Raw genomic sequence first — 25,014 nt, forward strand, 5'->3', positions numbered from 1 at the left:
GTTAAATGAAAACATTGGTATTGGTCAGACACGGCAAATCTTCATGGGATTATTCAGTAGGCGATAGGGATCGCCCCTTACAGGAAAGAGGGATTAGAGACGCCCTTAAGGTGTCTTCCGCCTTTAAGCCACAAGCCGTAAAAATCGATAAGGTTTTCTCAAGCCCCGCCAATAGGGCTTTGCATACTTGTATGATTTTTATGAGGCAATTGGGCCTGCCCTTGGCCAAAGTGGAGATTACTGACGAGCTTTATGACTTTTCAGGTGAGTCGGTCTTTGATTTTGTCGAAAAGCTTGATGATGCCCTTGATTCCGTTTTGGTCTTCGGGCATAATCATGCCTTTACCTATGTTGCCAATTCTTTGGGAAATACCTATATTGACAACGTTTCTACTAGTGGACTGGTACACCTTGATTTTAATGTGGATTTTTGGAAATCGGTTCAAAAAGGAACAACTAAACAGACAATTTTTCCCAAAGACCTTAGATAGATGATTAAAACAAAAACGAAATATATAAATCGAGAAATCAGTTGGTTACGATTTAATGAAAGGGTGCTTCAAGAATGTGAGGATGAAAATGTGCCCCTGATCGAACGACTTCGGTTTTTGGGTATTTTCTCTAACAACCTCGATGAGTTCTTCAAGGTACGCTACGCTACGGTAAAGCGAATTTTTGAGGCAGGAAAGTCGGGAAAGAGTGTTTTGGGAGGAGAAAAGGCCAAAGATTTGTTGGAAGAGATCACCAAATTCGTAATCGAACAGCAACGTAAGAGTGTTGAGATTCTTAAGAAGATAGAAAACGAACTGGAGGAACAGGATATCTTTTTGTTGAATGAAAATGAACTCACTGAGAAGCAAGGGGAGTTCGTTAGAAAGTACTTCATCCAAAAGGTGAGTCCTCAATTGATGACCATAATTCTCAACGACTTGGCTGAGTTTCCGATGTTAAAGGATACGGCGGCATACTTGGCCATTAAAATGGTATTAAAGAGCGATGATCGTACCAAGCGAACCTATGAGAAGAAGGAGAAACGGTATGCGCTTATAGAAATTCCGAAGGGAATAGACCGTTTTGTGGTGCTTCCCAAAGAGGGCAATAAGAACTATATTATTATTCTAGACGATGTCATTCGGTATTGTATGGACAGCGTTTTTCCGATGTTCGATTATAAGTCCATATCATCTCACATGATCAAGATTACCAGAGATGCCGAGCTTGATATCGATAACGACTTGAGTAAAAGTTTTATAGAGAAGATATACTCAAGTGTAGAGCATAGGAAAATCAGTGATCCCGTACGTTTCGTCTACGATAAGAATATAGAGACCGATACCCTTGATTTTCTTAAGGATAAAATGGGAATCGAAGATGCCGATAGTGTTATACCTGGCGGTCGCTACCACAATAAAAGGGACTATATGGGCTTTCCTAGTTTGGGAAGGGAAGATCTTATGTACGAGAAAATAGCACCCTTACCCGTAAAAGGATTGCCTTTGGAAGGTAGTTTGCTTGAAAAGATAGCAGAGAAGGACTATCTGCAGTACACGCCCTACCACACCTTTTCCTATGTGCTTAAGTTTTTAAGGGAAGCGGCATTGGACCCTAAGGTAAAGACCATCAAGATTACCGTTTATCGCCTGGCCAACGATTCTCAAGTGGCGGCTTGCCTTTCCAACGCAGTGAAGAACGGAAAGCAGGTGACCTTGCAGATAGAGTTGCGCGCTCGCTTTGATGAACAAGCCAACATTAGGTATGCCGAAGAATTACAGGCAGAAGGTGTAAAACTGATTTTTGGTGTACCAGGCCTGAAAGTGCATAGTAAAATTTGTATGATCGAGCGGGAGGAAAACGGACTCATAAAGCGTTACGGTTTTATCAGTACCGGAAACTTCAACGAGTCTACGGCCCGTATCTATACCGATTATACCTTGTTTACGGCAAACGAACCTATTTTAAAGGAGTTGAACAAGGTTTTCGATTTCTTTGAAACAACATATAAAATCAATAAATACAGGCACTTGATCGTGTCTCCCCACTATACTAAAAGTTTCTTTAAAAAGCTGATTCAGAAAGAGATAAATAACGCAAAAGAGGGTAAAGAGGCGTATATCAAGATCAAGATGAACAGTTTTACGTCGTACAAGATGATCGATATGTTGTACAAGGCTAGTAATGCCGGCGTTAAAATTCAACTGATCGTACGGGGTATCTGTTGTCTGATACCGGGCATAAAGGGTATGAGCGAGAATATCGAGGCCATCAGTATAGTGGATAAGTTTTTAGAGCATCCGCGTTTGTTTATTTTCTGTAATGATGGGGATCCGAGGGTGTTTATTTCTTCGGCCGATTTTATGACGCGTAACCTAGAGAATAGGGTAGAGGTAGGGTGTCCTATCTATGATGAAGATGTAAAAAATGAGCTGATCGATACTTTTGAGATATCGTGGAACGATAATGTAAAGGCCAGGGTGTTCAATGAGGCCCAAGATAATGCCTATCGTGTGAACAATAAACCGAAACTAAGGTCGCAGTTCGCTATGTACGACTATTACAGGGATAAATTAGGTTCTGATATACCTACTACAACGGAGTAAAAAAAAGCCTCTGCTATAACGTATATGGCAGAGGTTGGTCTTAACCGTGGATACTTTCTTTTTTTCCGAGGTCTTTCATGATCTCGGCTTCGTAATCTAATAGGGCCTGCCATTTTTGGTCAACTTCGGCACGGTCACCGTATTGACGTGCAAATTTAAGGAACATCGTATAGTGGCCGGCTTCGCTTACCATTAATTTGTGATAAAACTCGGCCAGTTCCTTGTCTTCGAGTTCTTCGGAAAGCAACCTGAAACGTTCGCAACTTCGGGCTTCTATCAAGGCGGCATATAAAAGCCGGTGTACCAATTGATGGGTACGACTACCTCCTTTTGGGAAAAATTGCGTCAATTTATTCACATATTCGTCCTTTCTGTCGCGACCCAAAACCTGGCCACGGGCAATAATGCGGTCGTGTACCATTTTAAAGTGGGCCATCTCTTCGCGGGAAAGTGCGATCATTTCTTCTACCAATTCGGTATATTCGGGAAAACCTATGATCAACGATATGGCCGTGCTCGCTGCCTTTTGTTCGCAATAGGCATGGTCGGTCAGTATTTCATCGATATTTTTCTCAACAATATTCACCCATCTTGGGTCGGTCGGTAGCTTTAGGCCTAGCATAATTCAATTTTTCGTAAAATTAGCAAGAATCTTTGTAAAGTATAACTAGAATTTAGCATCTAAAATATCAAGTTTCCCCTAAAGAATAATTAGTTTTGTGATTAGTTGTTTTTTATGGAGCCAAATCACATAAAGAACAGGGTTGTTACCACTTGTCAAGAAACCCGAAAAACAGATTATGAAATTTACCAAATTAGACCAAGGACTAAGGTCTTTGCTGAATAGCAATCTAGACCCTGAAACGAAATCATGGTTACATTCAAAGTTAGAGTTAATTGTAGGTTCGAGTTCCGCTAAGGAACTTTATATGACCTATAGTTTATTGGCCAGTAAAATAGATGCGAACAAAGCTTTGCAACTGGGCTCCGATACCGATGAAGTAACCGCGTATCTGCGAACACAAAATGCAAGCACCCTAGAGATAGCGAGAATCTATCTCTTGATAGAGGTGCTGAAAGCCGATGCTGCTTTTTTTACGCCAAAAGTGGCCAACCTGATCCAGGTGGCCGATACGGGCGAACTCGAGACGTTTTTAAAGTATTTGATGCTTTTGCCCGACGCCGAAAACTACAAGCAAACGGCAGTGGAGGCTTTGCGAACCAATATAGCTACGATTTTTGAGGCTATTAGCATGCAGAACCCCTATCCTGCAAAATACTTCAACGATCAGCAATGGAACCAAATGTACTTGAAAGCGGCTTTTATGCAATTGGATCTTTCCAATATTTTGAGTATTGATGAGCGTGCCAATAAAGATTTGGCCCGTATTATATCGGATTATGCCCATGAACGATGGGCGGCTTCCCGAGAAATCGAACCCTTGTTCTGGAGGCCTGTAGCGGCATTTTTAGACGACAATCTCCTAAAGGATATGCAAGGCCTGTTCACAAGTGACAATCCTGTAGAAAACAAGGTGGCGGCACTGTGTTGTTATAATTCCGAAGTGCCGAAGGCCAAAGAATTATTGGCACACTACCCTCAATTGCAGTCAGAAGTGGCGAATGAAAAAATTACCTGGAATAATATAAAAGCTTAATATGGAAGATAAAATGATGATAATCGACCCGCATGTGCATATGTCATCGCGGACTACGGATGATTATGAAGCTATGGCCGCGGCCGGAGTAGTGGCTATAATAGAACCTTCGTTCTGGTTGGGCCAACCAAGAACACAAGTAGGCTCTTTTCAAGATTATTACAGTAGCCTGGTCGGTTGGGAGCCTTTTAGGGCAAGCCAATTTGGTATTCAACATTATTGCACCATAGGGCTGAATTCAAAAGAGGCCAATAACGAGGCCTTGGCAGAACAGGTCATAGAGCTTTTGCCCTTGTATGTACATAAGCAAAATGTGGTGGCTATTGGTGAAATCGGTTATGACGATCAAACCCCGGCAGAAGACAAGTATTTTCGCCTGCAATTGGAAATGGCCAAAGAACTGGGTATGGTCGTTCAGGTACATACGCCACACCGTGATAAAAAAGCCGGTACGTTAAAAAGTATGGAGGTTTGTTTGGAACATGGCCTTGATCCCTCTAAGGTGGTTATTGACCATAACAACGAAGAAACCGTAAAGGATGTGCTTGATAGAGGTTTTATCGCTGCGTTTACCATTTACCCCAAAACCAAAATGGGCAACGAACGCATGGTAGAGGTCGTTAAAAAATATGGCAGTGACAATATTATTGTCGATAGCTCTGCAGATTGGGGCGTTAGTGATCCTTTGGCCGTACCGAAGACCGCTAACCTTATGTTGAAAAGAGGTATAGCCCGTGAGGACGTGGTAAAGACTTGCTACCAAAATGCCTTGGATATCTTTGGTTCCAATGGTAAAATGAAGGAAGAGCATTGGTTGAACCCTAAGGGAATCAATCAGGCCCAGCTTTTTAATGATAATAGCGTTTTGAGGGGGCAAGAACCTCGAATAGATTCAGACCAGATTACATAATGAATCGCACGTTTCTTGGCTATGCTCGCTTGGCAAGACCAGCTAATTTGCCTACGGCCGCGGCCGATATATTGGCCGGTGTGGCTATTGGGGGTGTTTTTGTAGGGGGTGTTCAAAGCGATTTTATAGGGTCTAGTGTTTTCCTGAATGTCGTGTATTTGGTATTCTCGTCCGTCTTTCTTTATGCCGGAGGGGTAATCCTTAACGATGTTTTTGATTTTAAGCTCGATAAGGTCGAACGGCCCGAACGGCCTATACCTAGTGGTGTAGTGCCATTGCGTTCGGCCGCCATATATGGAGGGCTTACTTTGACCATCGGCGTAGGACTGGCCTTTTTGGTTTCCCAGCTGTCGGGTATCGTAGCCTTGGCACTGGCTTTGGCCATTTTGCTATACGATGCGGTCGCTAAAAGATATGATTTCTTCGGGCCCTTGAGTATGGGGCTATGCAGGGGGGTAAACTTGCTGTTGGGTATGTCCGTTCTGGGCAACTTCGATTATTGGTTTATGGCCCTCATCCCTATCGTTTATATATTTGCCATTACCCTCATAAGTAGGGGGGAAGTACACGGAAAAAACAAAAACCATATCGTATTGGCAGGCGTGCTTTATGCTACGGTTGTTTTGGCTGTGGCATCCATAGCCTTTTTGAATACGGATGCCCGTATATTTCCGTTATTGTTTTTGGTATTGTTTGCGTTCACGGTTTTTAGGCCTTTGATAAAGGCATATACCGTTAACTCTCCCGAGAATATCAAAAAAGCCGTTATGGCGGGAGTCATAGCGCTAATTTTACTCGATTCGTCTATCGCCGTTGCATTTTCCGATTGGTGGTACGGATTGTGCATATTAGCATTACTGCCCGTTTCAATGGGCTTGTCTAAATTATTTGCCGTTACCTAAGGTCAATTTATTATTGACGTTCAAAAGAAATACAATGTTTAAAACTATAGAGCAGAAGTTTGAGGTTTCCTATCGATATGGCCTCTATTTTACAGAAAACCTTTTTGGGACTACGAATACCCTGTTCAGGGATATTATAAAAGAATACAAAAACGAGCCCGTAAAACTGCTTTTTGTAATTGATGATGGCGTAGCGCTTGCCCATCCACAACTTGTAAAGAGCATAGAGACCTACTGCCAGAACTACCAAGAAAACTTGGTGCATATGAAAAGTATGGTGGTTCAAGGGGGCGAGGCGTGTAAGAACGATCAAGGTCAGGTCGAAGATATTCTAAAGGCCGTTAGTGAGTATGCCATTTGCCGCCATTCTTTTGTTGTGGTTATAGGTGGGGGTGCCGTTATAGATATGACGGGATATGCCGCCGCTATAGCGCATAGAGGGGTGAAATTGATTCGAATACCAACGACCGTGCTTTCCCAAGATGATTCTGCCGTGGGGGTAAAGAATAGCGTAAATGCCTTCGGAAAGAAGAATTTTATAGGAACCTTTGCGCCTCCTTATGCTATTATTAACGATACGGACTTCCTTAAGACTTTAGAGCAACGCGATTGGATTGCCGGTATTTCTGAAGCCTTAAAAGTGGCATTGATCAAAGATGCCGTCTTTTTTGAATACTTAGAGAAAAACGCACACCTCTTGCGCGATAGAAATATGGAAGCCATGCAATATACCATTTATAGGTGTGCCGAAATGCATATGCACCATATCGCCCAAGGAGGGGATCCTTTTGAAAGCGGATCGTCCCGACCTCTTGATTTCGGACATTGGGCGGCCCATAAATTGGAATATATGACCAATTACGCGCTTCGCCATGGTGAGGCCGTTGCAAAAGGTATTGTTTTGGATGTGGCTTATGCCCATTTGATCGGTCTGATAAACGAAGCCGACTTAAACCGCATTGTACGCGTCTTTCAGAACATTGGTTTCGACTTGAGTTTTCCGTTGGCTTCCGCGAAGGAGGTAGACGAACTGCTTAACGGAATTGAGGAATTTAGGGAACACTTGGGCGGTGAGCTTACGATTACCCTGATTTCGGATATCGGTGTAAAACACGACGTTCATGAAATTGACCGGGAGGTCATGAAAAAAGCATTGGACGTAGTAAACGAAATTTCTAAACTTAAAGTAGAGTAGCTTGCGCATAGATAATAATTTTCAACTTACGTATTGTACCAATATCCATCCCGGATTCGATTGGAAGACCACTTTTGATAGTCTTAAAGAACACGTTCCACAGATAAGGGGCAAAGTGTCTCCCGATAAGCCTTTTGGCTTGGGCTTACGGTTGTCTAATAAGGCGAGTGAGGAGCTCGATATGGATGGAAACCTAGAGGAGTTTAAGCAATGGATGGCCGAAAACCAGGTATATGTTTTTACCATGAACGGTTTTCCTTATGGGAACTTTCATAATGAGCGGGTCAAAGACGATGTTCATGCACCCGATTGGACGACACCGGAACGCCTCACCTATACCGAACGAATGTTCGATCAGTTGGCGGCCTTGCTTCCTGATGGTATTTCAGGGGGAATTTCCACTTCTCCCGTTAGTTATAAATATTGGCATGCTACGGAAGACGCTGTGAAATCGGCTTTTGAAACCGGGGCGAAAAATATGATAGAGGTGGCCATGCATCTCAATGAAATAGAGCGGCAGACCGGAAAATATTTGCATCTTGATATAGAACCTGAGCCCGACGGAATGTTGGAGAACAGTGACGAGGTGCTAGGCTTTTTTGCAGATTATCTTTTGCCTATCGGTACATCGGTAATTGTCGAAAAGCTCGGGGTCGATGTGGAAACGGCCGAAAAAATGATACGTCGTCACCTAACCGTATGCTACGATATCTGTCATTTTTCATTGGCTTTTGAGGAGCCGACCGATACCTTTGAAAAATTCGCTGAAGCGGGAATAGTTATCGGGAAAATACAGGTAAGTGCCGCTTTGAAGATTCTGTCGAACCCTTCGGGGAACGATGAAATATGGAAGGCTTTGACGCTTTTTGATGAGCCTACCTATCTCCATCAGGTTACCGAGAAAATTGGGGGAAAGGTGGTAACCTATAACGACCTACCTATTGTTCTTAAGGATAAAAAGGAATTTCAAGAATTGCGGGCGCATTTTCATGTGCCTATATTTTTAGAACGTTTTGGTGCGTTGGATTCGACCCAAGACCATATTCTAAAGGTGATGGAGTATGTAAAGAAGCATCCCGTTTCAGAACATTTGGAAATAGAGACCTATACTTGGGATGTGCTTCCGGCGGCTTTAAAAAAAGACCTTTCAGAGTCTATCATTAGGGAAATCGATTGGTTTGTAGAAAAGTTTTAGAAGATGAAAAAAACGCTAGTGATCAATGTTGTGGGCCTTACCCAACGTCTTATCGGGGAGCATACCCCCTTTATTGAGTCTTTTTTAAAAAAAGGCAAGTCGGCCTATATCAGTCCTGTTTTACCGGCGGTAACTTGTTCGGTCCAGTCTACCTATCTGACCGGGAAAACCCCGTCTGAACACGGTGTAGTGGGGAATGGCTGGTATTTTAAAGAGGAATGCGAGGTGAAATTCTGGCGTCAATCGAATAAATTGGTGCAGAGCGAAAAGCTTTGGGACGAGTTAAAAAGGGAAGATGAACATTTTACCTGTGCCAACCATTTCTGGTGGTATAATATGTACTCTAATGTAGATTATAGTTTAACGCCACGGCCCAATTACTTGGCGGATGGGCGAAAGATTCCCGATGTGTATTCGTATCCCCCTGAACTGAGGGATACCTTGCAGGAAGAGTTGGGTACCTTCCCTTTATTCCAATTTTGGGGGCCGAAAACTTCCATTAAATCGAGTAAATGGATTGCCGATGCAGCCATACGTACCGATGAGATGCATAACCCGACCCTGTCATTGGTTTACCTTCCACATTTAGATTACAATTTGCAACGTCACGGCCTTGATTTTACCAAGATCAAAAAGGACCTTAAGGAAATAGATGGGGTGGTGGAGCAGTTGGTGACGCATTTTCAACAGCGCAATGCACGTATTGTATTGCTATCTGAATATGGTATTACCGATGTGAGCAATCCTATTCATTTGAACAGGATCCTGCGTTCCAAAGGCTATATCGCCATACGGGAAGAACGCGGATTGGAGTTGTTGGATGCCGGGCAGAGCAAGGCCTTTGCGGTAGCGGACCACCAAATAGCCCATGTTTATTTGAACGACCCTTCGGTAAAGTTGGAAGTTAAGGCTTTGTTGGAGTCGGTTTCGGGGGTAGAAATGGTATTGACAGGGGAAGAATTGCAAAAGGTCAATTTACAACATGAACGTTGTGGAGACCTTGTGGTTGTGGCCGATGCGGACTCATGGTTTACCTACTATTTTTGGTTAGATGATGCTAAGGCTCCCGACTATGCGCGTATGGTGGATATTCATAAAAAACCGGGTTATGATCCAGTGGAAATGTTGACGGACCCTAAGGATAAATTGGTGATGGCCAAGGTTATCGGTAAATTATTGAAGAAGAAATTGGGATTCAGGACGGTAATGAACATTATACCCTTGGATGCCACCTTGGTAAAGGGGTCGCATGGTAGGATTCCGGAAGATAAGGCTGATTTTCCTATTTTGGTTACCGATCAGATCAACGCTACTTTCGACGATGCTATTGAAGCGACCGATGTATACCAGATCTTAAAAAACCATGTAACCGAAGATATATGAGGTATTTTTTTAAACTACTCGGCTTCGTGTTTACGGCCTTGTTTCTATGGTCGGCCTATGTTCAGAATAACGACCCCGATGCCTTTTTATGGTATGGTATTTATGGCCTTGCCGCGATAGCTTCGCTATTGTTCGCTATGGATAGGTTGAAATTTTCCGTGGCGGCTGTCTTGGGAATGCTTTATTTGATAGGAGCCATTGTTTCTTGGCCCGAAAAATTTGAAGGTTTTACCATTGGTGAAGGTAATATCGTAAATATTGAAAGAGGCCGGGAAGCTTGTGGTCTACTGATTGTGGCCTTGGTTATGTTCACTTATATGTGGCGCGAACGGTATGTAAAAAGACGATTAAAGGTCTAGGTCAAAAGTTTGGCGCAGCAAATCTATGGCTGGGTTTTTCTCCCGTAATTTTTGATATTTTTCTTCTGGGGTAAACGCGAACTTTTTTGCTACGGTTTCGTTTACGGTTATTTTTAGTTCAATAAAGTAGTTGTTGAGTTTTTTTCTCAGATACTCCATCAGGTCGTATTGCTCTCGCTCAATCTCCTTTTTCATAGTGCCGTTGGGAAGCTCGATCCAAATGGTTTTTTCTTGAAGTAGTTTCGGTACATCGGCATTGAGGTTGGAAGCTAATATTTTCTTGCCCTCCAAATCGATTTTATCGACAAAATCGGCCCAGTGCTTCTGCATTTCCTCTTCGGTAAATGGGTCTTTGGGTAGCTTACTTTCGTCAATGGTCTCGTCTTTTCGGCTTAGCTCGTGCTCTTTTTTGATCTTTAAGCTTGAAAGGGAGAGTCCTGATACCCTTTTGCCGCCACCGATATTGAGTTTTTTTATCGGAGGTGTTTCCGGTTGGGGTTCGGTTTCGGGCTTGGGTTCTACCACAGCATCCGAACTCGGAACTTCTTTCGGGCTTTCTTGGGGCCGATAATGGGTTTGCTCTTCCTTGTTCTTTGCTTCTACGGGGGTAGGGGGCGCTGCTGGCGATTGTTCTTGGGCGGTGCTTTCCTTTGGTTTTTTTTGTAGGGCATTGTTCCCCTTAAAAAAAGAAGCGGGAGCGATAAAGTCAGGGCTAGGGCCTGTTAAGATGTCGTGTTCAGAATTTTTTTTTTCAGCCTCAAAATCAATTGAGGCTAATTTCATCAGGGTAAGTTCTACCAGCAGCCGCTGGTTCTTACTGGTCTTGTACTTGAGGTCGCAATCGTTGGCAATGTTCAAGGCTTGCAATAGGAAGCGGTTAGAGGTCTTCTTTGATTGCTCTAGATAGTTCTGTTTGGCTACGTCGCCAACTTCTAGCAGGTTTATGGTGTCTTGGTGCTGACATACCATAAGGTCCCTGAAATGCGAAGCAAGGCCACTGATAAAGTGATGGCCGTCAAAACCTAGTGACAAGGTTTTGTTGAATAAAAGCAATAATTGGGGAATGTTGTGTTCTAAAATCAAATCGGTTGCCGAGAAATAGGTGTCGTAGTCAAGAACGTTAAGGTTCTCTGTAACGGCTTTTCTCGTCAATTCCTTTCCTGAAAAACTAACGACCCTGTCAAAAATGGAGAGGGCGTCCCTCATGGCACCGTCCGCTTTTTGGGCTATAATGTGCAAGGCGTCGTCATCTGCAACAATGCCTTGGTTTTCGGCTATGTATTTTAGGTATTCGGCGGCGTCTTTGACGGTAATTCGCTTGAAATCAAAAATTTGACAACGCGAAAGTATCGTAGGTATAATTTTGTGCTTCTCTGTGGTCGCCAAAATGAAAATGGCGTGTTTTGGTGGCTCTTCCAGGGTTTTTAGAAAAGCGTTGAAAGCCGATTGCGAGAGCATATGCACCTCATCGATGATATATACTTTGTATTTACCGACTTGGGGCGGGATACGTACCTGGTCGATAAGGTTACGGATATCGTCTACCGAGTTGTTCGAAGCGGCATCGAGCTCAAAAATATTGAAGGCAAAATCTTCACCTTCACGTTCGGTACCATCTGAATTGATCTGTTTGGCCAAAATACGCGCACAGGTAGTTTTACCAACTCCCCTAGGGCCACAGAATAAAAGGGCCTGTGCCAAATGATTGTGTTCAATGGCATTGGTGAGGGTATTGGTAATGGCCTGTTGTCCCACAACATCCCTAAATGTCTGGGGTCTATATTTACGTGCCGATACAATAAAGGGTTCCAAAAGAAACTACGGTTTAGAATTTACGTTCACTCGAATGTGCAAATATAAAAATAGGATTGGTAAGAGGGTTTTATTTCGACAAGATAAAGTCTTTATTTATCAACAATTGTTCTAATTTTGCAGGTTGAGCAGGTCGCCTTATCGCTGCCGTGAAAACGGGAGAGGAAAGTCCGGACACCATAGTGCAGCATAGCGGGTAACGCCCGTCGTCCGTTTAACGGAAAGGACAAGTGCAGCAGAAAGTATGTACAGGTAATGCTGTAGTGAAACCAGGTAAACTCTATGCGGTGAAACGCCATGTAAATCGGTGCTTGAGGGTTGCACGCCCGAGCCGAAGGGTAGGCGGTTAGAGGCCAGCAGTAATGTTGGTACTAGATAAATGATAGGGAAGTCCCTCGGGGCTTGACAGAATCCGGCTTATGGCCTGCTTTTTTTATTTTTGGTTTAGAGGGTGACTGGTTCGGGCCAGGCAAAAAAGCTAAAAATGCTACCTCCGTACTTTCTTTTTTCCACAAAATGTTCAAGATGTGATAGGTCCATGTGGCTCGAGTGCTCAATGATGAGTAGTCCGTTGTCTAGCAATAGGCCGTTTTCGAATACCTTTTGGGGAATTTTTTCAAAGGACTCTATAGGAAGGTCATAAGGAGGGTCGGCAAATATGATGGTCGCCTTTTCCCGCGATTTTTCAAGATAGGTAAAAACATCGCTTTTAAATGCGGCAATGCCCATCTCAAGAGTGTCGGAGGTATCGTTGATAAATTTCACACAGCCATAATCGGCGTCTACCGCACTTATGTTTTTGGTGCCCCGGGAGGCGAATTCATAGCTGATATTTCCGGTGCCCGAAAAAAGATCTACTACGGTGAGCTCGTCAAAATAATAGCGGTTGTTCAAAATATTGAACAAGGCTTCCTTGGCCATATCCGTGGTTGGTCGAACCGGAAGTTTTTTGGGGGCGCTTATTCGCTTGCCCTTATGTGTGCCTGAAATGATGCGCATTAAAAAGCGTTTATAACGGTGAAATCTATGGTCTCTTCTTTAGAGTTTAAATGGGGGTGCTCAGAGAAGGAAGGGAAAAATATCGAGACGTTCTTTGCGTAATTGTAGCAAAGCGTGTAGATGTCATCGCCTTCTTCGATCTGGCCGAAAAGCTTTATGAAGACCGACTCGGTATCGAGTTCAAGTTGCTCTAAGGTAAAAAGCAGGTAGTATAAAAAGTCTTCTTTGGTGATGAACGTAAAACTGTTGTAGAGTAAAAGTTTCTTTCCGGAGATTATGGTGACATCCATCTGTTGTTCCGAGATAAGAACATAACAGGTGGGCTCTTTTGAAGCCATATGGGGGTTCATCAGTGATTCTACTAATACGGTTCCGTTATGCTTAAAAGTAAATTCGCCGAAAAGGTCGTAAATGTAATTGTTGATGTTTACAAAAGGAACATAGACATTGATGATATCAAAGCTATCGAGTTCATCATAGGCCAAGTGGTCATTGGCCAGTATTTTGGTGTTGAACTTTAGGTAGTTGGCCAGTTCTTCTTCGTTGAACAAGGGTTTGGGTACTAGGCTAAAGAGAGTGTTGCGGTGGACTACCACAACTTCTGAATACCGGTCTTGTTCTATTTTGTGGGTGGAGAAGAGAAGTTTTAAGCGCTTTAATACCTCGTAGGGCGTCAATCTTTTGGCAAAGACTACGCTCTCGGCACTTACAATGGAATTTTCTACAGTATTGAGGACACAAAAAGAAAGTCCATTCAAGCTAACTTGAATGGACAGTTTTTTGAAATCTTCCACTAGTTCTCCAGTGTTATTTTTTGTCTCCTTTTTTGTCATATATAGGGGGCCAGTTTCCGCTGGTACTGACTTCGTCTAAAGATCCAACTTTGATAAAAGGTCCGTTTACTTCTTCAACGCCAACTTCGGCTTTTTCTTTCTTAAGGAGGGTTTCAGGCTGGTCGTACAATACAACGGCCTTGTCGACCTTGGCTTCAAAAACAGGGGCTTTATAGTTTCCTTTGGAAAGGATCGAAGCTTTCATTTCGAATTTTTCACCACCTTTTGCGAAAGGTACTTCCATTAAGGTTTTGTAACGGTTGTCACTTTTGAAAAGTGAATCTTTAACCGATACCGTACCTAGGGTATCTACAATTCTCACTTCTTTAAGCATGTCGATGCCGTAGGTCTTATCGAATTCCATATAAGATGAATCTCTCTGCTGGGTGATAGTATAATGTGCAGTATCGATAAACTTGATCAAACTGTTAAAGTCGTTAGCGTATTTTCTGTTGACTGTCTTGTAGGCCTCCTGCGCGTTTCTAATGTCTTTCAATTTGGCGATAACCTGCCCGAAACGTTCTTCCTTCACTTTATTGAATTCGATGGGCCCTGTAACTGATTGGTATATAAGGTATCCCAAACCTATACAAGCTATCCACAGTACAATTTGAATTATGGTCTTCATTTCTTAAGTGTTAATTATATTTTAGTGGTTGTCACAAATCTACAATTTTTTTTCAATCGCAAAAGTTTTTCGCCCAAAAATCCTGTTTATATTTGAGGTCTATGACAATGTTGACCGATGCATCTTTTTATAAAATTCTAAAGGAAAAATTTCCACACGAACCTACGCTGAAGCAGGCCATAGCCTTAGAAAAGTTGGCCATCTTTATACTTTCAAAGCGAAAGGAGGACGTATTTCTTCTAAAAGGCTTTGCGGGTACGGGTAAAACCACCCTGGTCGGCACCTTGGTCAACAGCCTGTGGAAAACCACTATGAAAGCCGTACTTATGGCCCCGACGGGGCGTGCGGCCAAGGTAATGTCAAACTACGCCAATACGCAATCCTTTACGATCCATAGAAAGATATACTTCCCTAAGAAACAGGGGGGTGGGGGGATACAGTTCGTCTTGGCGCCCAACAAGCACCGCAACACTATCTTTATCGTTGATGAAGCGTCTATGATACCCGATGCACCTACCGATTCAAAGCTCTTTGGTAACGGTTCTTTGTTAGATGACCTGATACAGTTCGTGTATTCAGGACATAACTGTAAACTTATTTTAATCGGTGATACCGCCCAGTTGCCGCCGGTGCATTTAGATTTGAGTCCGGCCTTGGATCCCGATAAACTGGCCTTGAATTATAATAAGGAAGTGATACGATTGGAACTTGACGAGGTGGTGCGCCAAGCTGAAAATTCCGGAATTTTGGTTAACGCCACCCTGCTTCGTGAACAATTACAAGGAAGTTTCTTTGAAAATTTCCAATTTCACCTCGATAACTATAAGGATATCGTCAGGCTCGTTGACGGATATGAGATACAGGAAGCCATTGACAACAGTTATTCGGAAAATGGAAAGGAAGAGACCGCATTTATCGTGCGCTCCAATAAAAGGGCCAACCTCTACAATGAAAACATTCGCAGTCGCATCTTGTTTCTAGAGAACGAGTTGGCGGTGGGTGATTATATGATGGTGGTCAAAAACAACTATTTTTGGCTGAGTCCGAATACGGAGGCAGGTTTTATTGCCAATGGGGATATCATAGAGGTGCTTGAAATTTTTGCCATTAAGGAACTGTACGGCTTCCGGTTTGCCGAAGTGAAGGTGCAAATGGTAGATTATCCTAATCAGAAACCTTTTGAAACGGTACTTCTGTTAGATACCATAAAGGCCGAAACACCTTCGTTGCCCTATGAAGAGGGCAATAGGTTGTATCAGGAGGTAATGAAGGATTACGCCAACGAAAGTTCAAAGTACAAGAAGTTTTTGGGAGTAAAGAACAATAAGTATTTTAATGCGCTACAGGTCAAGTTTTCCTATGCCATCACCTGCCATAAGTCACAGGGGGGGCAGTGGAATACGGTTTTCGTGGAGCAGCCCTACTTGCCGAACGGTGTGGATAAAGAGTATTTACGTTGGTTGTATACGGCTGTTACAAGGGCCAAAAAACAATTGTACCTTATCGGATTTAAGGACGATTTTTTTGTTGATTCGGAATAGGCTAAATTCGTCTTGGTAAAGCGCTAGTTTTAAATCGGTTTGCCGCTGAAGGGGAGGCCTTGGCTTAGCGGGTCGAATGGCGGAATGAAATAATTTTAGTTGAGATGACATCAGATACCATTATCAGTATTTTTTTAGGGGTAGGCTTGGCCGCTTCGGTAGGCTTTCGTGTATTCTTGCCGCTTTTTGCCTTGAGTCTGGCCTCGTACACCGGGGTCTGGGAGTTGAATGAGAGCTGGCAGTGGATCGGTAGTTTAGCGGCTTTGATTACGCTGGGCGTCGCCACGTTTGTGGAAATTTTCGCCTACTTTATCCCTTGGGTAGATAATGTTTTAGATAGCTTTGCGGTACCTTTGGCCGCTATTGCGGGTACAGCTGTAATGGTGTCTACCGTGGCAGATCTTGATCCCGTGGTTACTTGGTCTTTGGCCATAATAGCCGGTGGCGGTACCGCTACGGCCATTAAAGGGGCAGGGGCGACCAGTAGATTGGCTTCGACGGCTACCACCGGAGGATTGGGAAATCCCTTGGTTTCGACGGTAGAGACGGGTACCGCCTTAGTCGTGACCACGGCCTCTATATTCGCTCCTATTTTGGCCGCATTTTTGGTGGTTATCATTTTAGCTTTGATTTTTAGGATCTATAGAAAACTAAGGCCTAGGACAAAAAGATAGATACTGTTTGAGCGGTAAGCTTATGCAAACGGATGTTTTGGCCGTAGGCATGAAGTATAAAATATGTAGTTAACGATAATACTATAGTAAAGTGAAGATAATAGCCATGATACCGGCCCGTTATGCCGCATCGCGATTTCCGGCAAAGTTGATGCAGGACCTTTCGGGTAAGCCGGTTATATTACGAACATATGAAGCTGCGCTAAAAACCATGCTTTTCGACGAGGTATTCGTTGTAACCGATAGCGATGTTATTTACAATACCATTATAAGTGCCGGTGGCCAAGCCTTAATGAGCCAAAAAGAGCATGACTGTGGTAGTGACCGTATTGCCGAGGCCGTTACCGATATGGATGTTGATATCATTGTCAATGTTCAGGGGGATGAACCTTTTACCGATCGCGAGAGCCTGGCAGGGGTATTGGAGGTGTTTAAGCAGGATCCCGATAAAGAAATCGACTTAGCTTCGTTAATGGTACGTATTACCGATGAAGAGGAAATAAGCAACCCTAATACGGTCAAGGTTATAGTCGACAACCGAAATTTTGCATTGTATTTTTCACGTTCGCCTATTCCTTATCCTAGAAATAAAGATATAGAGAGCATATATTATAAGCACAAAGGTATCTATGCCTTTAGAAAACGGGCCTTGATGGACTTTCAAAGGTTGCCGATGCTGCCCTTGGAGGCCATAGAAAAGATCGAGGCCATACGTTATTTGGAATACGGCAAAAAAATTAAGATGGTGGAAACCACGGTTTCCGGAATAGAAATCGATACCCCTGAAGATTTGAAAAGAGCACAACAGGCATGGAAGTAGACTATAGTAATATTAAGGTCGTCGGTTTTGATGCCGATGATACGCTATGGGTAAATGAAACCTATTTTAGGGAGGCCGAAACAAAGTTTGGCAAGCTTCTCGAAGGGTACGAAACCATGAATACCATTGATCAAGAGTTGTTCAGAATGGAAATCAAAAACCTTGAGCTTTACGGTTACGGGGTTAAGGGATTTATGCTTTCAATGGTAGAATCGGCATTGGAACTGTCGAACAATAAGGTTTCGCAGGCAACGATCGGCGAAATCTTGAATATTGGCAAAGAGATGCTAAGGCAACCTGTAGAATTGTTAGAGGGCGTAAGGGAAGTTTTACGTAAATTGAGCGGAAATTATCGGTTAATAGTACTGACCAAAGGAGACTTATTGGATCAAGAACGCAAATTGGAACGATCGGGACTTTCTGAATTTTTTCAACATGTGGAGGTTTTGAGCGATAAAAAAGAAGAAAACTATCTACATTTGTTGAACCATTTGCAGATCGATGTAAACGAATTTCTTATGATCGGAAACTCTTTGAAATCGGATGTTCTTCCCCTTGTGAATATTGGGGCCCAGGCGGTTCACGTTCCTTTTCATACCACCTGGCAGCACGAAGAGGTCAAAGTAAATGAGGATGATTATAAATATCTGAAAATAAATAGATTGACAGATATTTTGGGGTATTTGAAATAAGACTATGGAGGTTAAAAAAGATATGGGGCGTAAGCCCGAAACAATTAGTGTGAATACTGAATATAAGAATTTTCCAATGGTACCCAGGGTGGTATTCGGAAGGGGGAGTTTTGATCAATTGGGAGCTATTTTAATGCCGAGAAGGAAGCATTCCGAAGCACCGTTTATTTTTTTGGTCGATGATGTTTTTGAGAATACCGAATTGGCCAAAAGAATCCCTTTAATTTTTAATGATCAGATTATTTTTATTTCGGCGGAAGAAGAGCCGAAAACGACCCAGGTAGATGTCTTGGTCGATAAAATCAAGGCCGAATTCGGGGAATTGCCTTCCGGTATCGTCGGAATCGGTGGCGGAACATTGCTTGACTTGGCAAAGGCCGTGGCCATCTTGCTAACGAACAACGGTAGTTCTTCTGACTATCAAGGTTGGGATTTGGTTCATAAACCTGCCGTTTTCCATGCCGGAATACCTACCATAAGCGGTACGGGTGCCGAGGTTTCTAGAACTACCGTACTCTTGGGGCCCGAAAAGAAATTAGGAATCAATTCCGATCATACCACTTTTGACCAAGTGCTTTTAGATCCCGATTTGACCCAAGGGGTCAGCAAAGAGCAGTGGTTCTATACGGGTATGGATTGTTATATCCACTGTATCGAGTCATTGACGGGAACTTACCTGAACGCCTTTAGCCAAAGTTATGGCGAAAAGGCCTTGGAACTCTGTAAAGAAGTCTATTTAGGGAGTTTATCCCCTGAAGAATCGCGTGATAAATTAATGATGGCATCATGGCACGGGGGTATGAGCATAGCCTATTCACAGGTGGGTGTAGCCCATGCGATGAGTTACGGTCTCGGCTATTTGTTGGGGGTTAAACATGGTATTGGCAATTGTTTGGTGTTTCAACACTTGGAGGAGTTTTATCCTGAAGGCGTGGCCCTTTTTCACGAAATGAGGCAAAAGCACGATATAGCATTGCCGCAAGGGGTTTGTGCCAACCTAAGTGATGCCGATTTTGAGACAATGATTTCCGTTGCCATGAATATGGTTCCCTTATGGGAAAACGCCTTAGGTAAGAACTGGCGGGAAACCATTACTCCTGAAAAGTTGAGGTCTATTTATGAAAAAATATAACTTTCCTGCCGCTTAAGGGAAAGTGGTCATGGCATTTTGATGCCTATCCGTATTTTTCTTTAATTTAAAGTTTCCTCTATGCAAAGATTGGCCCGTTTTATTTATTTCAAGCTGATGGGCTGGAAGATGGTCGGTACATTTCCAGGTCATTTAGACAAGTTTGTCATCGCCGTTGTTCCACATACCAGTTATGTCGATTTTTTTCTCGGTTTGTTGATACGGAAAATATGGAATGAACCTATCAATTTTGTCGGTAAAAAAAGTCTCTTTGCCTTTCCTTTCGGTTTTATATTTAGGAAGTTGGGAGGAGAGCCCATTGATCGTAGTAAGAATAACGATATGGTTTCGGCCACAGTAAAGGTATTCCAAGAGCGGAAGAAATTTAGATTGACCATTGCTCCTGAAGGTACCCGGAAAAAAGTGGATAAATGGAAAACCGGGTTTTATTATATCGCCAAAGGAGCCCAAGTGCCCGTTGTGCTGGTGGCCTTTGATTTTGGTAAAAAACAGGTCAAGATTTCAGAACCTTTGTATACTACCGATGATAAAGACGCCGATTTTAAGGTTTATGAAGACTTCTTTAAAGGTGTAGTCGGAAAGATACCACGGCAGCCATAAGGTGTGTTAAGGAAGAAAAGTTTTTTTCGCATCATACAAACTTAGGTTTACCCTATTAAAAAAGCGGCCTATCGGACCGCTTTTTTAATATGTGAAATAACTTTCGTTATCGAATGCTATTCTTGCATTGTATGATAGACGTTCTGAACATCGTCGTCTTCCTCTATTTTTTCTAAAAGCTTCTCGACATCGGCAGCTTCTTCCTCTGAAAGCTGCTTGGTTACTTGTGGAATGCGCTCGAATCCGGAGGATAAGATTTCAATCTCCCTGTTTTCCAGTTCTTTTTGAATGGCTCCAAAGCTTTCAAAAGGGGCGTAGATCAAAATACCGTCATCATCTACAAAAACCTCTTCCGCTCCAAAATCAATAAGTTCCAGTTCCAGTTCTTCGGGATCGATGCCTTCTGCAGGAATCCTGAAATTGCAAGTGTGGTCAAACATAAATTCTACAGAACCCGATGTGCCCAAACTTCCATCACATTTATTGAAATAGCTTCTGATATTGGCAACGGTTCGGGTGTTGTTATCGGTAGCGGTCTCGATGAGGATCGCTATACCATGGGGTGCGTAACCTTCGAACAATACTTCTTTGTAATCGCCTAGACTCTTATCGGAGGCTCTTTTAATGGCGCGCTCAATATTGTCCTTGGGCATGTTTACCGACTTGGCGTTCTGGATGACCGCCCTAAGTCTTGAATTGGAGTCCGGATCCGGTCCTCCTTCTTTTACAGCTATTACAATATCCTTTCCAATGCGAGTAAAGGCCTTTGACATAGCTGACCATCGCTTCATTTTACGTGCTTTTCGAAACTCAAAAGCTCTTCCCATAATCTGTAACTAAATATTTGTTGAAGGTAGCAAATTTAATAAAATTGACAACGGGTGCAAGTACTTGGCCCTCACCATTTCAAAAGAAGTTTGTATAAGGGGCGTTTTTGAACCGTACAGGAATATTATTTTGTCAAATAGGGCTACCTTTTATTCACTTTCAATAATCGCTTCAATGCTATGCGCCAACTTAAAATCTTTTTCCGTAAGGCCCCCTACATCGTGGGTGTTCAGTCGAATGTGCAATGAATTGTAAACGTTGCTCCAGTCGGGGTGGTGCCCTTGGGCCTCGCATTCAAAGGCAATACGCGTCATTACCGAAAAAGTTTCTTTGAAGTCCTTGAATTCGAACGAGGTTTCAATGGCGCCATTGGCGTAATCCCAACCGTCAAGCTTGGCAAGTTGGCTCTCGATTTCTTGTTCAGATAATTTTTTCATAGGTGTGTTGCTGTATTTGCGTGGTTACGAAAACCTGAAATTAATCATTTCAAATTTCTTCGGGGGTAAAAAATACCCTTATTGTGAGTTCTAGCGCATCACATGGTGGTCTATGATATCTTGATAGCTAAACTGTAGGTTTTTAGGGAGTTTGTTGTCTCGGGGCAATACGGCGAGATATCGTTCGTCGTTAGTGGTGAATACCCGCTTGTAGATCGGGGTGAAATCACCGATGCGCTCTACGATTTCCTTTGTGAAATCTTCGTGGTGCACAAGGTCGTTACTGCCAAGATGAAAGATACCTCTTTTATTTCTGTTGATGAGGTAATGGATCTGTTGGGTGAGTTTGTCGTCGTTGGTTACGTTCAAGACCAGATTGGGAAAAACTTCAACAGGCGCATTGTCCCAAATATATTTTTTGATATCCTTTACCCGTGGAGAACTATTGCCGAAAACCATGGGTATACGCAGTATGCCCATTTTTTTTGGGGGAAGCCTAAGGAGCATATTTTCGATTTTGATCTTCAATCGTCCGTATACACTCTCCGAAAGCGTTTTGTCGTGCTCGTAGGAAGGGTATTTGCTATAGGCGTCAAACACATTGGCAGAAGAGAGGAAGTATAGGCAACAATCGTTTTCCTTTACGTATTCGACAAGGTGCCGATGGGCCACGATTTGCGAGGCAAAATTTCCCCTGACGGCCGATACGATTACTTTTGGGCCTACCTTTTCCAGAATTTCATGAACGTCATCCTCTTCCATATTGTATTTGAAGAACTGTTTGTTGCCTTCAAATGATCGTCTGGCCGAATTATACGTGCCGTAGGTGTCAAAATAGTTGCATAGCTCTTTGTATATGGCATGGCCCAAAAAACCACTGGCTCCTAAAATGAGAATTTTTTTACTTCCGTCGTCCATCTTTCTCCCTCTCTCTTATGTGTCTGTGCCGCTTATCCTCTGTAAAAAGGCGGCTTTACAATAGTGGCCGGTACCGCATTTTTTCTGATTTGAATGTGTATTTTACTGCCTGCTTCCGCAAATACGCTAGGAACGTAACCTAGGCCTATACCCTTGCCCAACGAAGGGGACATGGTACCGGAGGTTACAATCCCAATAGTCTTTCCTTGTCCGTCCACTATGTCGTACCCCTGTCTTGGTATCCCTCTTTCGTCAAGTTCAAATCCGATCAACTTGCGTTCTGGGGCATGCGCCTTTATTTTGGCCAAGGCTTCGCTGTTTACAAAATCTTTGGTGAACTTGGTGATCCAACCCAATCCGGCTTCAAACGGAGAGGTGCTGTCGTCAATATCGTTACCATATAGGCAATAGCCCATTTCAAGACGTAGGGTGTCACGAGCGGCAAGACCTATGGGTTTGATGTCGTAGGCGGCTCCTGCTTCAAAAACCTTGTCCCATACTTGTTGTACCTCGCTGTTCTTGCAATAGATTTCGAATCCGCCCGATCCGGTATAACCGGTAGCCGAAATAATGACATTGTCGATTCCCGCAAAATCGCCTACCACAAAATTGTAGAACTTGATGCTGGCCAAATCGACCGATGTCAGCGATTGCATCGCTTCAACAGCTTTGGGCCCTTGGATGGCCAAAAGTGAAAATTCGTCAGAAATATTGCGCATGGTAGCGCCTATTTCTTCATTGTATTTTGATATATGTGCCCAGTCTTTTTCAATGTTCGAAGCGTTGACTACCAAAAGGTAGGTTTCTTCCTTTATGCGATATACGATAAGATCATCGACAATACCACCTGTTTCATTCGGGAGGCAGCTGTATTGTGCTTTTCCAAGGGTAAGTTTAGAGGCATCGTTAGACGATACTTTTTGAATAAGGTCTAGGGCTTTCGGGCCCTCGATCAAAAACTCTCCCATATGGGAAACATCAAAAACACCCACACCTTTGCGAACGGTCTCGTGTTCTACATTTATGCCTTCATAAGAAACAGGCATATTGTATCCGGCAAAGGGTACCATTTTTGCACCTAAGGCTTCATGGGTCTGGGTCAACGCAGTATTTTTCATCGTACTTCTTTATTTAGGCTTACAAAGCTATTGAAATATTTAACTATTGTATAATTGCGGTTTGATATGTTTTGCATAATCTTTGTAAATTACCCCAAGCATTGTTTCAATGCGAAAAGATCAAACCTCTAAAAAATACAAAATGGTAAGACTACTTTATGTAATGGTAGCGATATGTATGGCTCCTTTGTCCAGCATGGCCCAAGACGAACCTTCCGATTTCCTTTCGGCCGATTTTCACAAGAACAGAAGGGAAGCGGTCCGAAAAATGATGCCCGCCAATAGTGTGGCCGTTTTTTTTGCCAACGCCGTTAGAAATCGTGCCAATGATGTAGATTATGTCTACCATCAAGACCCCAATTTTTATTACCTGACAGGCTATAAGGAGCCGAACTCGGTCTTGCTTATTTTTTCGGAAGATCAAAAAGATGCCAATGGAGAAGTGTACAATGAGACACTTTATGTACAGGAGCGCGACCCGAGGGCCGAGCAATGGAACGGAAAACGTCTGGGAATAGAAGGGGCTAAAAGTAAATTGGGTTTCAAATCGGTCTTTAACGGTAGTGCGTTCAAACAAGTGGCCGTCGACTTTAAAAAGTTCGATAAGGTGCTGTTCTTTGATTTTAAGAACGATTATCGCGATTCAAGGGACGGGGCGGATCTCTTCGATTTGATACAAACCTTCAAGGAAAAAACCAATTATCCGGCCGATTACGATGGCTCAAAAGAGCGGTTTTATTCGATGATTACCGCTACGGATGTTGAGAACAGTGCCAATGTGGCCCAAGTTTTGGGGCGTTATTTGAACCGGGACGAAAAGTTGCAGGAAGATGAACTTTTAAGTGGATTTGTAAATGCCGGGGACGATAAGTTGCGAAATGAAATAAAGCAAAAGGTTTCCCTAAAGCTCGATGCCCATAATTTGGATTCCTCTACGTTGGGCGAGATTATGGCGACTTTACGCGAGACCAAACTTGAGGAAGAAATGGCGCTCTTGAAAAAAGCCATAGAGATTTCGGCAGTGGGGCAGGTAGAGGTGATGAAGGCCATGCACCCGAACATGTCGGAAACCGAAATCCAAGGGGTGCACGAATATGTCTATAAGAAATACGGTGCGGAATACGAAGGGTATCCTTCTATTGTAGGAGGAGGCAATAATGGGTGTATTTTGCATTACATAGAAAACAACAAACCTCAGGTAGGCAATGATTTGGTGTTGATGGATCTAGGCGCCGAATACCGGGGCTACACGGCCGATGTTACCCGAACCCTACCGGCTAACGGAAAGTTTACCAAGGAACAAAAACAGATATACGATATTGTATATGAAGCTCAGGAAGCGGGTATTAAGGCCAGTGTAGTCGGTGCCCCCTTCCAGGCCCCGGGGCAAGCCGCGAGTAAAGTGGTTACCGAAGGTCTGATGAAACTGGGTATAATCAAAAAGGAAGAAGAGGCCCGTGTTTATTTTCCCCATGGTACTTCGCATTATTTAGGTTTAGATGTACATGATGCCGGAACCTATAGACCTTTTCAGGAGAATACGGTAATTACGGTAGAGCCGGGTATCTATATTCCCGAAGGAAGTGCTTGTGATGAAAAATGGTGGGGTATAGCGGTACGGATAGAAGATGATATCCTAATAACGAAAGACGGGCCGGTAAACCTATCGGCCATGGCGCCTAGAAAGGCAGAGGACATAGAAAAAGTTATGAAGCAACCGAGTCCGTTGGACAAATTTGAGCTTCCGAAGCTGAACTAATAAAAA

25 protein-coding genes and 1 other RNA gene are annotated in these 25,014 nt (G+C 43.2%); 17 read left to right on the forward strand and 9 right to left on the reverse strand.

All coding sequences use genetic code 11. From position 1 onward, the window contains the following. Positions 1-5 precede the first annotated feature (5 nt). Positions 6-491, forward strand: a complete 486-nt coding sequence (locus tag B4Q04_RS19005; protein WP_088697732.1) for a SixA phosphatase family protein — start codon at positions 6-8, stop codon at positions 489-491. Next, a complete protein-coding gene (gene ppk1, locus B4Q04_RS19010) occupies positions 492-2,597 on the forward strand; it encodes a polyphosphate kinase 1 (protein WP_013991881.1) in 2,106 nt (701 codons plus the stop codon). Between the two features lie 40 nt (positions 2,598-2,637). On the opposite strand, the gene B4Q04_RS19015 is transcribed toward ppk1, so the two are convergent. Beyond that, the gene (locus B4Q04_RS19015) at positions 2,638-3,219 is read right to left on the reverse strand and encodes a tRNA-(ms[2]io[6]A)-hydroxylase (RefSeq protein WP_013991880.1); all 582 of its coding nucleotides are present in this window, start codon (positions 3,217-3,219) and stop codon (positions 2,638-2,640) included. Between the two features lie 178 nt (positions 3,220-3,397). On the opposite strand from B4Q04_RS19015, the gene B4Q04_RS19020 reads away from it, so the two are divergent. From B4Q04_RS19020 to B4Q04_RS19050, 7 genes are read left to right on the forward strand one after another with little or no spacing between them, the layout of a single operon-like run. Further along, a complete protein-coding gene (locus B4Q04_RS19020; protein ID WP_013991879.1) occupies positions 3,398-4,255 on the forward strand; it encodes an EboA domain-containing protein in 858 nt (285 codons plus the stop codon). Position 4,256: 1 nt separating this feature from the next. Next, positions 4,257-5,165: a TatD family hydrolase gene (locus B4Q04_RS19025; RefSeq protein ID WP_013991878.1), complete on the forward strand. Its 909-nt coding sequence runs from the start codon at positions 4,257-4,259 to the stop codon at positions 5,163-5,165. Beyond that, a complete protein-coding gene (eboC, locus tag B4Q04_RS19030; protein ID WP_088697733.1) occupies positions 5,165-6,067 on the forward strand; it encodes a UbiA-like protein EboC in 903 nt (300 codons plus the stop codon). Before B4Q04_RS19025 ends, eboC begins: the two co-directional genes overlap by 1 nt. A gap of 34 nt (positions 6,068-6,101) precedes the next feature. Further along, positions 6,102-7,262 carry a 3-dehydroquinate synthase gene (locus B4Q04_RS19035; RefSeq protein ID WP_088697734.1) on the forward strand — a complete coding sequence of 387 codons (1,161 nt, stop codon included), beginning with the start codon at positions 6,102-6,104 and terminating at the stop codon, positions 7,260-7,262. Position 7,263: 1 nt separating this feature from the next. Continuing rightward, on the forward strand, positions 7,264-8,457 hold the full coding sequence (eboE, locus tag B4Q04_RS19040; RefSeq protein WP_088697735.1) for a metabolite traffic protein EboE: 1,194 nt from the start codon (positions 7,264-7,266) through the stop codon (positions 8,455-8,457). 3 nt (positions 8,458-8,460) lie between these two features. Beyond that, positions 8,461-9,840 (forward strand): alkaline phosphatase family protein, encoded by a 1,380-nt coding sequence (locus B4Q04_RS19045; RefSeq protein ID WP_013991874.1) that lies wholly within the window; start codon positions 8,461-8,463, stop codon positions 9,838-9,840. Further along, positions 9,837-10,199, forward strand: a complete 363-nt coding sequence (locus B4Q04_RS19050) for a transmembrane 220 family protein (RefSeq protein WP_088697736.1) — start codon at positions 9,837-9,839, stop codon at positions 10,197-10,199. The genes B4Q04_RS19045 and B4Q04_RS19050 overlap by 4 nt, the downstream gene beginning before the upstream one ends. On the opposite strand, the gene B4Q04_RS19055 is transcribed toward B4Q04_RS19050, so the two are convergent. Then, complete coding sequence (locus tag B4Q04_RS19055; RefSeq protein WP_013991872.1) at positions 10,188-12,011, reverse strand: DNA polymerase III subunit gamma/tau; 1,824 nt, start codon at positions 12,009-12,011, stop codon at positions 10,188-10,190. The two genes, B4Q04_RS19050 and B4Q04_RS19055, sit on opposite strands and share 12 nt — an antisense overlap. A 125-nt stretch (positions 12,012-12,136) precedes the next feature. On the opposite strand from B4Q04_RS19055, the gene rnpB reads away from it, so the two are divergent. Beyond that, positions 12,137-12,446, forward strand: an RNA gene (gene rnpB, locus B4Q04_RS19060) — RNase P RNA component class A. Positions 12,447-12,455: 9 nt separating this feature from the next. Here rnpB and B4Q04_RS19065 read toward each other — a convergent pair. From B4Q04_RS19065 to B4Q04_RS19075, 3 genes are read right to left on the reverse strand one after another with little or no spacing between them, the layout of a single operon-like run. After that, a complete protein-coding gene (locus tag B4Q04_RS19065; RefSeq protein ID WP_088697737.1) occupies positions 12,456-13,010 on the reverse strand; it encodes an RsmD family RNA methyltransferase in 555 nt (184 codons plus the stop codon). Continuing rightward, positions 13,010-13,843, reverse strand: a complete 834-nt coding sequence (locus B4Q04_RS19070) for a DUF3822 family protein (RefSeq protein WP_088697738.1) — start codon at positions 13,841-13,843, stop codon at positions 13,010-13,012. The genes B4Q04_RS19065 and B4Q04_RS19070 overlap by 1 nt, the downstream gene beginning before the upstream one ends. Then, positions 13,818-14,471 carry a hypothetical protein gene (locus tag B4Q04_RS19075; protein WP_088697739.1) on the reverse strand — a complete coding sequence of 218 codons (654 nt, stop codon included), beginning with the start codon at positions 14,469-14,471 and terminating at the stop codon, positions 13,818-13,820. Before B4Q04_RS19075 ends, B4Q04_RS19070 begins: the two co-directional genes overlap by 26 nt. A 101-nt stretch (positions 14,472-14,572) precedes the next feature. On the opposite strand from B4Q04_RS19075, the gene B4Q04_RS19080 reads away from it, so the two are divergent. The 6 genes from B4Q04_RS19080 (at position 14,573) to B4Q04_RS19105 (ending at position 19,948) form a co-directional block, all read left to right on the forward strand. Beyond that, positions 14,573-16,012: an ATP-dependent RecD-like DNA helicase gene (locus B4Q04_RS19080; protein ID WP_046287298.1), complete on the forward strand. Its 1,440-nt coding sequence runs from the start codon at positions 14,573-14,575 to the stop codon at positions 16,010-16,012. A 104-nt stretch (positions 16,013-16,116) separates the two neighbouring features. Then, a complete protein-coding gene (locus tag B4Q04_RS19085) occupies positions 16,117-16,686 on the forward strand; it encodes a DUF4126 domain-containing protein (protein WP_013991867.1) in 570 nt (189 codons plus the stop codon). 106 nt (positions 16,687-16,792) lie between these two features. Next, positions 16,793-17,506 carry a 3-deoxy-manno-octulosonate cytidylyltransferase gene (gene kdsB / locus B4Q04_RS19090; RefSeq protein WP_201723417.1) on the forward strand — a complete coding sequence of 238 codons (714 nt, stop codon included), beginning with the start codon at positions 16,793-16,795 and terminating at the stop codon, positions 17,504-17,506. Further along, positions 17,497-18,198, forward strand: coding sequence for an HAD family hydrolase (locus B4Q04_RS19095; RefSeq protein WP_088697741.1), 702 nt, complete (start codon positions 17,497-17,499; stop codon positions 18,196-18,198). The genes kdsB and B4Q04_RS19095 overlap by 10 nt, the downstream gene beginning before the upstream one ends. Positions 18,199-18,202: 4 nt before the next feature. After that, positions 18,203-19,330, forward strand: a complete 1,128-nt coding sequence (locus B4Q04_RS19100; RefSeq protein ID WP_236631051.1) for an iron-containing alcohol dehydrogenase family protein — start codon at positions 18,203-18,205, stop codon at positions 19,328-19,330. 78 nt (positions 19,331-19,408) lie between these two features. Further along, positions 19,409-19,948 (forward strand): 1-acyl-sn-glycerol-3-phosphate acyltransferase, encoded by a 540-nt coding sequence (locus B4Q04_RS19105; protein ID WP_013991863.1) that lies wholly within the window; start codon positions 19,409-19,411, stop codon positions 19,946-19,948. 116 nt (positions 19,949-20,064) lie between these two features. On the opposite strand, the gene B4Q04_RS19110 is transcribed toward B4Q04_RS19105, so the two are convergent. The 4 genes from B4Q04_RS19110 to gcvT form a co-directional block, all read right to left on the reverse strand. Then, positions 20,065-20,775 carry a YebC/PmpR family DNA-binding transcriptional regulator gene (locus B4Q04_RS19110; RefSeq protein ID WP_013991862.1) on the reverse strand — a complete coding sequence of 237 codons (711 nt, stop codon included), beginning with the start codon at positions 20,773-20,775 and terminating at the stop codon, positions 20,065-20,067. A gap of 150 nt (positions 20,776-20,925) precedes the next feature. Then, positions 20,926-21,213 carry a 4a-hydroxytetrahydrobiopterin dehydratase gene (locus B4Q04_RS19115; RefSeq protein ID WP_013991861.1) on the reverse strand — a complete coding sequence of 96 codons (288 nt, stop codon included), beginning with the start codon at positions 21,211-21,213 and terminating at the stop codon, positions 20,926-20,928. A 90-nt stretch (positions 21,214-21,303) separates the two neighbouring features. Then, entirely contained in the window at positions 21,304-22,131 is an 828-nt protein-coding gene (locus B4Q04_RS19120) for a sugar nucleotide-binding protein (protein WP_088697742.1), read from the reverse strand. Positions 22,132-22,163: 32 nt separating this feature from the next. After that, positions 22,164-23,249 carry a glycine cleavage system aminomethyltransferase GcvT gene (gene gcvT, locus B4Q04_RS19125; RefSeq protein ID WP_088697743.1) on the reverse strand — a complete coding sequence of 362 codons (1,086 nt, stop codon included), beginning with the start codon at positions 23,247-23,249 and terminating at the stop codon, positions 22,164-22,166. Positions 23,250-23,391: 142 nt separating this feature from the next. On the opposite strand from gcvT, the gene B4Q04_RS19130 reads away from it, so the two are divergent. Next, a complete protein-coding gene (locus B4Q04_RS19130; protein WP_088697753.1) occupies positions 23,392-25,008 on the forward strand; it encodes an aminopeptidase P family protein in 1,617 nt (538 codons plus the stop codon). Positions 25,009-25,014: the final 6 nt, after the last annotated feature.

The organism is Zobellia sp. OII3 (assembly GCF_002211465.1).
GTDB lineage: Bacteria > Bacteroidota > Bacteroidia > Flavobacteriales > Flavobacteriaceae > Zobellia > Zobellia galactanivorans.

Bases quoted from the DNA above. Each gene is read 5' to 3' on its own strand.
- B4Q04_RS19005 (WP_088697732.1), top strand. From the start codon at position 6: ATGAAAACATTGGTATTGGTCAGACACGGCAAATCTTCATGGGATTAT.
- ppk1 (WP_013991881.1), top strand. From the start codon at position 492: ATGATTAAAACAAAAACGAAATATATAAATCGAGAAATCAGTTGGTTA.
- B4Q04_RS19015 (WP_013991880.1), bottom strand. From the start codon at position 3,219: ATGCTAGGCCTAAAGCTACCGACCGACCCAAGATGGGTGAATATTGTT.
- B4Q04_RS19020 (WP_013991879.1), top strand. From the start codon at position 3,398: ATGAAATTTACCAAATTAGACCAAGGACTAAGGTCTTTGCTGAATAGC.
- B4Q04_RS19025 (WP_013991878.1), top strand. From the start codon at position 4,257: ATGGAAGATAAAATGATGATAATCGACCCGCATGTGCATATGTCATCG.
- eboC (WP_088697733.1), top strand. From the start codon at position 5,165: ATGAATCGCACGTTTCTTGGCTATGCTCGCTTGGCAAGACCAGCTAAT.
- B4Q04_RS19035 (WP_088697734.1), top strand. From the start codon at position 6,102: ATGTTTAAAACTATAGAGCAGAAGTTTGAGGTTTCCTATCGATATGGC.
- B4Q04_RS19045 (WP_013991874.1), top strand. From the start codon at position 8,461: ATGAAAAAAACGCTAGTGATCAATGTTGTGGGCCTTACCCAACGTCTT.
- B4Q04_RS19050 (WP_088697736.1), top strand. From the start codon at position 9,837: ATGAGGTATTTTTTTAAACTACTCGGCTTCGTGTTTACGGCCTTGTTT.
- B4Q04_RS19065 (WP_088697737.1), bottom strand. From the start codon at position 13,010: ATGCGCATCATTTCAGGCACACATAAGGGCAAGCGAATAAGCGCCCCC.
- B4Q04_RS19070 (WP_088697738.1), bottom strand. From the start codon at position 13,843: ATGACAAAAAAGGAGACAAAAAATAACACTGGAGAACTAGTGGAAGAT.
- B4Q04_RS19075 (WP_088697739.1), bottom strand. From the start codon at position 14,471: ATGAAGACCATAATTCAAATTGTACTGTGGATAGCTTGTATAGGTTTG.
- B4Q04_RS19080 (WP_046287298.1), top strand. From the start codon at position 14,573: ATGACAATGTTGACCGATGCATCTTTTTATAAAATTCTAAAGGAAAAA.
- B4Q04_RS19085 (WP_013991867.1), top strand. From the start codon at position 16,117: ATGACATCAGATACCATTATCAGTATTTTTTTAGGGGTAGGCTTGGCC.
- kdsB (WP_201723417.1), top strand. From the start codon at position 16,793: ATGATACCGGCCCGTTATGCCGCATCGCGATTTCCGGCAAAGTTGATG.
- B4Q04_RS19095 (WP_088697741.1), top strand. From the start codon at position 17,497: ATGGAAGTAGACTATAGTAATATTAAGGTCGTCGGTTTTGATGCCGAT.
- B4Q04_RS19100 (WP_236631051.1), top strand. From the start codon at position 18,203: ATGGAGGTTAAAAAAGATATGGGGCGTAAGCCCGAAACAATTAGTGTG.
- B4Q04_RS19105 (WP_013991863.1), top strand. From the start codon at position 19,409: ATGCAAAGATTGGCCCGTTTTATTTATTTCAAGCTGATGGGCTGGAAG.
- B4Q04_RS19110 (WP_013991862.1), bottom strand. From the start codon at position 20,775: ATGGGAAGAGCTTTTGAGTTTCGAAAAGCACGTAAAATGAAGCGATGG.
- B4Q04_RS19115 (WP_013991861.1), bottom strand. From the start codon at position 21,213: ATGAAAAAATTATCTGAACAAGAAATCGAGAGCCAACTTGCCAAGCTT.
- B4Q04_RS19120 (WP_088697742.1), bottom strand. From the start codon at position 22,131: ATGGACGACGGAAGTAAAAAAATTCTCATTTTAGGAGCCAGTGGTTTT.
- gcvT (WP_088697743.1), bottom strand. From the start codon at position 23,249: ATGAAAAATACTGCGTTGACCCAGACCCATGAAGCCTTAGGTGCAAAA.
- B4Q04_RS19130 (WP_088697753.1), top strand. From the start codon at position 23,392: ATGGTAAGACTACTTTATGTAATGGTAGCGATATGTATGGCTCCTTTG.